The organism is Paracoccus sp. (in: a-proteobacteria) (assembly GCF_032007265.1).
GTDB lineage: Bacteria > Pseudomonadota > Alphaproteobacteria > Rhodobacterales > Rhodobacteraceae > Paracoccus.
The window spans coordinates 1-7970 of the sequence record NZ_DALZMB010000145.1; the positions used below are offsets into that span (position 1 = coordinate 1).

The window sequence follows — 7970 nt, forward strand, 5'->3', positions numbered from 1 at the left end:
GCTGATTAAGCAAGACTGAAGCCGGGGGCTTTGCGCCCCCGGACCCCCGCAGGGTATTTTCATGATGAAGAAAGGGCGAGGCCATGGACGGTGATGCGAAGACAATTCCGACGGTGGTCGATCTCAAGCAGGAATATGAAAGCTCGGGTGTGCGCGAGGTTCTGGATGAGCTGGACCGCGAACTGATCGGGCTGGCACCGGTCAAGGAGCGCATTCGCGAGACGGCGGCGCTGTTGCTGGTCGACAAGGCGCGGCGCGACATGGGCCTGGCCAATGAGACGCCCACCTTGCACATGAGCTTCACAGGCAATCCCGGTACGGGCAAGACGACGGTTGCCCTGAAGATGGCGGGTTTGCTGCATCGCTTGGGCTATGTGCGCAAAGGTCATCTGGTGTCGGTCACACGTGATGATCTGGTCGGGCAATATATCGGCCATACGGCGCCAAAGACCAAAGAGGTCCTGAAAAAGGCCATGGGCGGCGTGCTGTTCATCGATGAGGCCTATTATCTGTACCGCCCTGACAATGAGCGCGATTACGGGCAGGAGGCGATCGAGATCCTGTTGCAGGTCATGGAAAACAACCGTGATGATCTGGTTGTGATCATGGCGGGTTATGCTGACCGGATGGATCGGTTCTTTTCGGCCAATCCGGGGTTCCGCTCGCGGATTGCCCATCACATCGAATTTCCAGATTATACCGATCAAGAGCTGGAGCGGATCGCGGCGAGCATGCTGGAGACGCAGGGTTATGTTCTGGATGCCGGGGCCGAGGCTGCGATGGCCGAATATGTGCGCCTTCGCCGCGAACAGCCGCATTTCGCCAATGCCCGTTCGATCCGTAACGCCTTGGATCGTGCGCGCCTGCGTCAGGCGAATCGTCTGTTCATGAGCGGGGAGCCGGTTGACGCCACCGCACTTTCGACCATATCGGAGCCAGATATCCGTGCGAGCCGCGTTTTCGAAGGTGGGCTCGACATTGATGGCAGTCGCAGAAAGGATCAGCCATGACGTTCGACCGCAGGATCAAGATCGCTCCGTCCATTCTATCGGCCGATTTCGCGAATTTCGGGCAGGAATGCCGCGCGATTGAAGAGCAGGGTGCCGATTGGGTCCATGTCGATGTGATGGACGGTCATTTCGTGCCCAACATCACCTTTGGCCCGGCGATGTGCAAAGCGATCCGCCCGCATATCAAGGGCGTCATGGACGTGCACCTCATGATCGCGCCGGTCGATGCTTATATCGATGCATTTGCCGAGGCAGGCAGCGATGTCATCACGGCCCATGTCGAAGCGGGTCCGCATATTCACCGCACGTTGCAGGCGATTCGCGCGACAGGTGCAAAAGCCGGTCTGGCGCTGAATCCCGGCACACCGGCCGAGGCGGCTGCGATGCTGCTGGACGATGTGGATCTGATTTGCGTGATGACGGTCAATCCGGGCTTTGGCGGGCAGAAATTCATCCATAGCCAGGTCGAAAAGGTGCGCCAGCTGCGCCGTATGATCGGCGATCGTCCGGTCCATATCGAAATCGACGGCGGAGTTGATCCCAAGACTGCGCCTTTGGTTGCGGCGGCGGGTGCAGATGTGCTGGTTGCGGGCTCGGCCGTGTTCCGGGGGGGCTCGGTCTCGAATTCCTCGCCTTATGGCGAGAATATCCGCGCCATTCGCGCGGCGGCCGAGGCGGCATTGGCACCTGCCTGATCGCAAAGCGATTGTGCAAAAGATGGGGGCAGCCTGCGGGCTGCCCCTTTTGCATTTTCAGCCTTCTGGCACGGGGCGGCTGCTGGCGCGTGGTTGTGGCCTTGGCGCAGGAATGGGGGCTGTTCCCCTAGGGGGGCTGCGCGCTATGGTCCGCCAAAATCGGGCGGTGGCCAAAGAAGGGCATGCATGGCAAAGCAGCGGCGATCAGAGACAAAAGGCGGCGCAACTGCCGCGTTTTATCGCGGCGCGACGGCGATGGCCGGGGCGGTCTTGCGCCCCTTTGCCGGGGCCATGGGTGGCGATTTTGCCCAACGAATGGCAATCGGGCTGCCTGCGGTACCTGCGGGCGGGATCTGGATCCATGGTGCCAGCGTCGGAGAGCTGAACTCGGCACGGCTGCTGATCGAGGATCTGGCGCGCGACTTTGACGTGAGCGTGACCGCCAACAGCCTGACCGGACGGCGGGCCGCATCGGGCTGGGGCATGCACTGCACCTTGGCGCCGCTGGATCTGCCGCGCGCGGTTGCGCGCTTTCTGGATCAGCGAAAACCTGTCTTGGCCGTCACGATCGAGAATGAAATCTGGCCAAACCGCGCCCGAGAGCTAAGCGCGCGCGGCATTGCGCAGGCGGTTATCGGGGCGCGGATTTCTGCGCGCTCGGCTGAGCGCTGGGGCAAGATGCCGGGGCTGATCGCGCCGGTTCTGGGGGCGGTTGATCTTCTATCGGCGCAAGATGGTGCGACCGAAGAGCGGCTGATGCAACTTGGCCTGCGCCGCGAGGCAGTGACCCAGCGGTTGAACCTGAAGCTGCTGGGTCCGGCGCGGATCGTGCCGGGGCGGGGCGGAGACTTGCGTCCGCTGACGCTGCTCGCGGCCTCGACCCATGAGGGCGAAGAAGAGATCGTGTTGGATGCCTATCTGGCGGCATTGGCGCAGCATCCCCAATTGCGCCTGATCCTGGCCCCACGCCATCCCGAACGTGGCGATGAAGTGGCAGCGATGATCGCCAAGCGCGGGCTTGAGGTGGCGCGCCGCACCCAAGGCCAGGACGAGCGCGCGCCCGTTCTTTTGGCCGATACTTTGGGCGAGATGGCACGCTGGTATGATAGCGCCGCAATTTGCCTGACCGGCGGGTCTTTGGTCGCGCGCGGTGGCCATACCCCGTGGGAGCCGGCGGCCCATCAATGTGCGCTCCTGCACGGGCTTTATGTCGATAATTTCATTGAAGATTACGCAGTCCTTGATGCGCAGGGTGCAAGCTCTGCGGTGACAAGTGACAGCCTAAGCCAGACTGTTTGCGCATTATTGGGTGACAGGGCCGCACAGATGGGGCAGGCCGCACGTGACATCTTGTTAACGCGTGCCGGAGATCCTGAACCGATCTTGTCGCAGCTGCGCGAATTGGCGCGGCGCAACCTTGCTTCCCGCTGATCAAATTCCGATATTGGCTCGGAAAGGAATTCGATATGATCCGCTATGATTTGCGCTGTGATCAGGGCCATGATTTCGACGGTTGGTTCCGCTCGTCCGACGGCTTTGACAGCCTGCGGGCCGCGGGTCAGGTCAGCTGTACGATTTGCGGCTCGATCAAGGTTGAAAAGGCGCTGATGGCGCCGGGTGTGGCCTTGGCGCGCCCCCAGCCGTCCGAATTGCGCAAGCCACGCGATGACCGTGAGGCAGCCTTGGAAAAGCTGCGCGAACATGTCGAGCAAACCTCGGATTATGTCGGCATGTCTTTTGCCGCCGAGGCGCGTGCCATGCATGAGGGTCAAAGCCCCGAACGCGCGATCCATGGCGAGGCCAAGATCGAAGAGGCGCGTCAGCTGTTGGAGGAGGGCATCAATGTCATGCCTTTGCCGTTCATGCCGCGCAATCGCACCAACTAGAAATCACACCTACCAGAACGCGGCGCGCCGATTGGCGCGCTTGGGGCCGGGATGATTTGCGTCAAAATCCGGTAAAATCCGCAAAAATCAAAACTTGCCATGATTCGGGCTGTTTGCCCTTGGTGGGCGCGTCAGTTTTTGGGGAAAAGCCAGAAGGACTTGGAGGTGGGTACCGGAATCGAACCGGTCTTCACGGATTTGCAATCCGGTGCGTAACCTCTCCGCCAACCCACCGCTGTCGAGGCAGGGCAGGGTTTAGCCTGTCCTTTCGCGCTGCGCAAGGGTGCCAAGACGAGTTCGTGCAGACTTCCTGCGCTGGAAGTGAAATCTGCGGGATTTGCGAGGGATCGGCGGGCGAAATCAGGCAAATAGATGGCGCGCGCCGGGTCGATGATAAGGGGTTGATCGGGCAAGACTGTGTTGCTCAAACGCAGGTCGCTGCACTTAGGCGGTAATTGCACCGAACTGCCCTTGCGGTTTCGCAGGCCCACCCCTAGAACGCACCCCGTATATCATGGGCTACTGGGGGCAAGAAATGCCGCTTCTGGTGATGAAATTTGGTGGCACTTCTGTCGCCGATCTGGACCGCATCAAAAACGCCGCCCAAAAAGTGCAGCGTGAAGTCGAACGCGGTTATGATGTTATCGTCATCGTCAGCGCAATGTCGGGCAAGACCAATGAGTTGGTCGGTTGGGTCGAGCAGACTTCGCCAATGTTTGATGCGCGCGAGTACGATGCTGTTGTTGCATCAGGCGAGAATGTCACGGCGGGGCTGATGGCGCTGCGCCTTCAGGAAATGGGCGTGCCTGCGCGCAGCTGGCAGGGTTGGCAAGTGCCGATCCACACCACTGCACAGCATTCCTCGGCCCGATTCCTCGATATTCCTCGTGCCAATCTGGACGCGAAATTCGCCGAAGGCATGCGGGTTGCGGTGGTTGCCGGCTTTCAGGGTCTGTCGCCCGAGGGTCGCATCACCACGCTTGGCCGCGGTGGATCGGACACGACTGCCGTTGCGTTTGCGGCCGCTTTCGATGCCGAACGCTGCGACATCTATACCGATGTCGATGGCATCTATACGACCGACCCCCGCATCACCTCGAAGGCGCGCAAGCTTGAAAAGATTGCCTTCGAAGAGATGCTAGAACTGGCCAGCCTCGGCGCGAAAGTCCTGCAGACTCGTTCGGTCGAACTGGCAATGCGCTATAAAGTCCGCCTGCGCGTGCTGTCTTCTTTCGAGGAAACCGACGAGAATTCGGGTACGCTGGTCTGCGATGAGGATGAAATCATGGAATCGAAAGTCATCAACGGCGTTGCCTATTCGCGCGAAGAGGCCAAGCTGACCTTGGTTACCGTCGAGGACAAGCCGGGCATTTCGGCGGCAATCTTTGCACCTTTGGCCGAGGCTGGGGTGAACGTGGATATGATTGTCCAGAACATCTCGGAAAAAGATTACGAGGATCACCCCGGTTCGGTGACCGATATGACCTTCTCTTGCCCGGTCAACCAGGTCGCGCGTGCGCGCAAGGCCATGGAAGAGGCAAAATCGGCTGGTCACATCGCTTATGACGAGCTGGTGGTTGATTCCGAGGTCGCCAAAGTCTCGGTCGTGGGTATCGGTATGCGCAGCCACGCTGGCGTCGCAGCGCGGATGTTCAAGGCACTTGCTGATGAGAATATCAACATCAAGGTGATTTCGACCTCTGAGATCAAGATTTCGGTGCTGATCGAGCGCAAGTATATGGAACTTGCGGTTCAGGCACTGCATGATGCCTTTGATCTCGAAAAGGCCTGATATCGGGGCCTGACTCACAGGCGAGGAAGAATGGCAGGACGCAACGATAGCGACTCGCGCAAACTGCTGAAGCGGCTGCGCGAGACCCTTGCTGCACCGGGCGGCGGCCAAGACCGTCTGGACAATATTACCCATCACATCGCGGATTCGATGGGGACCGAGGTTTGCTCGATCTATCTTTTCCGCGATGCCCAGACCTTAGAGCTTTGTGCAACCGAAGGGTTGAAGGCCGAGGCCGTTCACAAGACGCGCCTGCGATTGGGCGAGGGGCTGGTGGGGCGCGTTGCCCGACATGGCCGGCCAATCAACACCGCCAATGCCCCCGCCGAGCCAGGTTTTCGCTATATGGCCGAAACCGGCGAGGAGATTTTCCCCAGCTTTCTAGGTGTCCCCATCCAGCGCGTCGGCGAAAAGCTGGGCGTTCTGGTCGTGCAGTCGCGCGAAGCGGCACTTTTTACCGATGACGATATCTATGGTCTGGAAGTCGTCGCCATGGTTCTGGCTGAAATGGCAGAACTCGGCGCCTTTTTGGACCAGCAATCCGACAACCCGCAGATGCAGCACCGCTTTGCCATCGCCATCCGGGGCACCTCGGGGCAAGAGGGCGCGGCCGAGGGGCGTGTCTGGCTGCACGAGCCGCGCGTCGTGATCACCAACCCCATCGGCGATGATCCCCAGAAAGAGCGTGCGCGCCTGTTGGAATCGGTCGCGATGCTGCGCAGCAATGTCGATACCATGCTTGCGGCCTCGGATGCGGCGGGCAAGGAATATACCGAGGTCATGGAGGCCTATCGCATGTTCGCCCATTCGCGCAGCTGGTTGCGCCGGATGGAAGAGGACATCGATCTGGGCCTTTCCGCCGAAGCGGCCGTCGAAAAAGAGCAGTCTCTTGCGCGGGCGCGATTGGAAAGTGCAGCTGATCCATATCTGCGCGATCGCCTGCATGATCTGGACGATCTCTCGAATCGGCTTTTGCGCATTCTGACCGGGCAGGGGCGCGACACCGGCGCCGAAATGCCTGAGAACCCGATACTTGTGGCCCGCAATATCGGCCCAGCCGAATTGTTGGATTATGGCCGCAAGCTGAAAGGCGTGGTGCTGGAAGAGGGCTCGGTCGGCAGTCACGCCGCGATCGTCGCCCGTTCGCTGGCGATCCCGCTGGTCATCAATGCAAACCGCATCACCTCTGAGGCGCTGAACGGCGATCCGATTTTGATCGACGGCGATATGGGCGTGGTGCATCTGCGCCCTGAAGATACGATTGCAGCCGCCTTCCGCGACAAGATCGCGATGCAGGCCGAGGCGCAAAAGCGTTACGCCGGACTGCGCGACCTGCCGGCCGAATCCTTGTGCGGCGCGCAGGTGCAGCTTTACATGAATGCCGGTCTGATGGCGGATCTGCCCAGCCTGCAAAGCTCGGGCGCCGAAGGCGTCGGGCTGTTTCGCACAGAGCTGCAATTTCTGACGCGCACGCATTTCCCGCGCCGCAGCGAGCTGGCGACGCTTTATTCGCACGTGCTTGACAGCGCCCTTGGTCGCCCGGTGATGTTTCGCACGCTGGATATCGGTTCGGACAAGGTGCTTCCCTATATGAAGCCGCAGGACGAGCCGAACCCCGCCATGGGCTGGCGTGCGATTCGTGTAGGCTTGGACAAGCGTGGCGTCTTGCAAATGCAGCTGCAGGCGCTGATCCGCGCTGCAGCGGGGCGCCCGCTTTATGTGATGTTCCCCTTCATCGCGGAAATGCAGGAATTCGAAGAGGCCCATCGCATGCTGATGGAGGCCGTGGCCCGCGAACGGCGGCTGGGTCATCCGATGCCAAGCGATATTCGCGTCGGCGCGATGATCGAGACCCCCTCGATGGCCTATGCGCCCAAGAAGTTCTTCGAGATGTGTGATTTCATCTCGATTGGCGGGAATGATCTTAAGCAGTTCTTCTTTGCGGCGGACCGCGAGAACGAGCGGGTGCGTCGCCGCTATGACACGCTCAGCGGCTCTTACCTGACTTTGCTTGATCTGATCCGTAAACGCTGTGACGAGGCCCATGTGCCCCTGTCGTTTTGTGGCGAGGATGCGGGCCGCCCGATCGAGGCCGTGACTTTCGCAGCGCTTGGCTTTCGCAGGCTATCGATGCGACCGGCATCAATCGGTCCGGTGAAACATCTGATCCGCCGGGTCAATCTGACCGATCTGCGTGAGGTCATCGATGAGGGGCTCGCGCAGGGGGTATCCAATTTGCGCCGTCCGATCACCGATTGGCTTGCGCGCCAATAAGCTTGGCTTGCCACGATCCATCACAGGAAAATCGCCCGCCGCCTTGATCGTCAAGCGGCGGGTTTTTCATTGCCCCTTCTCGCGCTTCTAGGGCGCGACAGGGCCGCGATTCGCGTCAAGGATGTGATGGATGGCTTGGGCCGATGTCGCGTGCTGTCCGGGCCTGTGGCGCGGCTTTGGGCGCGGCTCGCCTTCTGTTTCCTCTGACTGCCAGGGATGCAGGTCGTGCCTTTGGTGGAGTGCCATAAATGCAAAATGCCCCGGATGATCCGAGGCAGCGTCATCTTTTTTCTGATTGTTTACAGCGCCCTAT

General features: G+C 60.4%; 6 protein-coding genes and 1 tRNA gene. 6 read left to right on the forward strand and 1 reads right to left on the reverse strand.

Annotated features, from left to right (window positions below; translation table 11 throughout):
* Positions 1 to 83 precede the first annotated feature (83 nt).
* From cbbX to RTS12_RS19175, 4 genes are all read left to right on the forward strand, one after another.
* Positions 84 to 1010: a CbbX protein gene (cbbX, locus tag RTS12_RS19160; RefSeq protein ID WP_312531371.1), complete on the forward strand. Its 927-nt coding sequence runs from the start codon at positions 84 to 86 to the stop codon at positions 1008 to 1010.
* The gene (rpe, locus tag RTS12_RS19165) at positions 1007 to 1705 is read left to right on the forward strand and encodes a ribulose-phosphate 3-epimerase (RefSeq protein WP_312531373.1); all 699 of its coding nucleotides are present in this window, start codon (positions 1007 to 1009) and stop codon (positions 1703 to 1705) included. The genes cbbX and rpe overlap by 4 nt, the downstream gene beginning before the upstream one ends.
* A 186-nt stretch (positions 1706 to 1891) precedes the next feature.
* Positions 1892 to 3136, forward strand: a complete 1245-nt coding sequence (locus tag RTS12_RS19170) for a glycosyltransferase N-terminal domain-containing protein (RefSeq protein WP_312531379.1) — start codon at positions 1892 to 1894, stop codon at positions 3134 to 3136.
* A 35-nt stretch (positions 3137 to 3171) separates the two neighbouring features.
* Positions 3172 to 3591 carry a DUF1178 family protein gene (locus tag RTS12_RS19175; RefSeq protein ID WP_312531380.1) on the forward strand — a complete coding sequence of 140 codons (420 nt, stop codon included), beginning with the start codon at positions 3172 to 3174 and terminating at the stop codon, positions 3589 to 3591.
* 160 nt (positions 3592 to 3751) lie between these two features.
* Here RTS12_RS19175 and RTS12_RS19180 read toward each other — a convergent pair.
* Positions 3752 to 3825 (reverse strand) — tRNA-Cys (locus RTS12_RS19180).
* A 301-nt stretch (positions 3826 to 4126) separates the two neighbouring features.
* Between RTS12_RS19180 and RTS12_RS19185 the strand changes: the two genes are divergently transcribed.
* Together RTS12_RS19185 and ptsP are read left to right on the forward strand one after the other, a co-directional pair.
* Positions 4127 to 5383: an aspartate kinase gene (locus RTS12_RS19185; protein ID WP_312531381.1), complete on the forward strand. Its 1257-nt coding sequence runs from the start codon at positions 4127 to 4129 to the stop codon at positions 5381 to 5383.
* 30 nt (positions 5384 to 5413) lie between these two features.
* Positions 5414 to 7657: a phosphoenolpyruvate--protein phosphotransferase gene (ptsP, locus tag RTS12_RS19190; RefSeq protein WP_312531382.1), complete on the forward strand. Its 2244-nt coding sequence runs from the start codon at positions 5414 to 5416 to the stop codon at positions 7655 to 7657.
* Positions 7658 to 7970: the final 313 nt, after the last annotated feature.

Coding starts and splice junctions, on each gene's coding strand:
- cbbX (WP_312531371.1), top strand. CDS start 84: ATGGACGGTGATGCGAAGACAATTCCGACGGTGGTCGATCTCAAGCAG.
- RTS12_RS19170 (WP_312531379.1), top strand. CDS start 1,892: ATGGCAAAGCAGCGGCGATCAGAGACAAAAGGCGGCGCAACTGCCGCG.
- RTS12_RS19175 (WP_312531380.1), top strand. CDS start 3,172: ATGATCCGCTATGATTTGCGCTGTGATCAGGGCCATGATTTCGACGGT.
- rpe (WP_312531373.1), top strand. CDS start 1,007: ATGACGTTCGACCGCAGGATCAAGATCGCTCCGTCCATTCTATCGGCC.
- ptsP (WP_312531382.1), top strand. CDS start 5,414: ATGGCAGGACGCAACGATAGCGACTCGCGCAAACTGCTGAAGCGGCTG.
- RTS12_RS19185 (WP_312531381.1), top strand. CDS start 4,127: ATGCCGCTTCTGGTGATGAAATTTGGTGGCACTTCTGTCGCCGATCTG.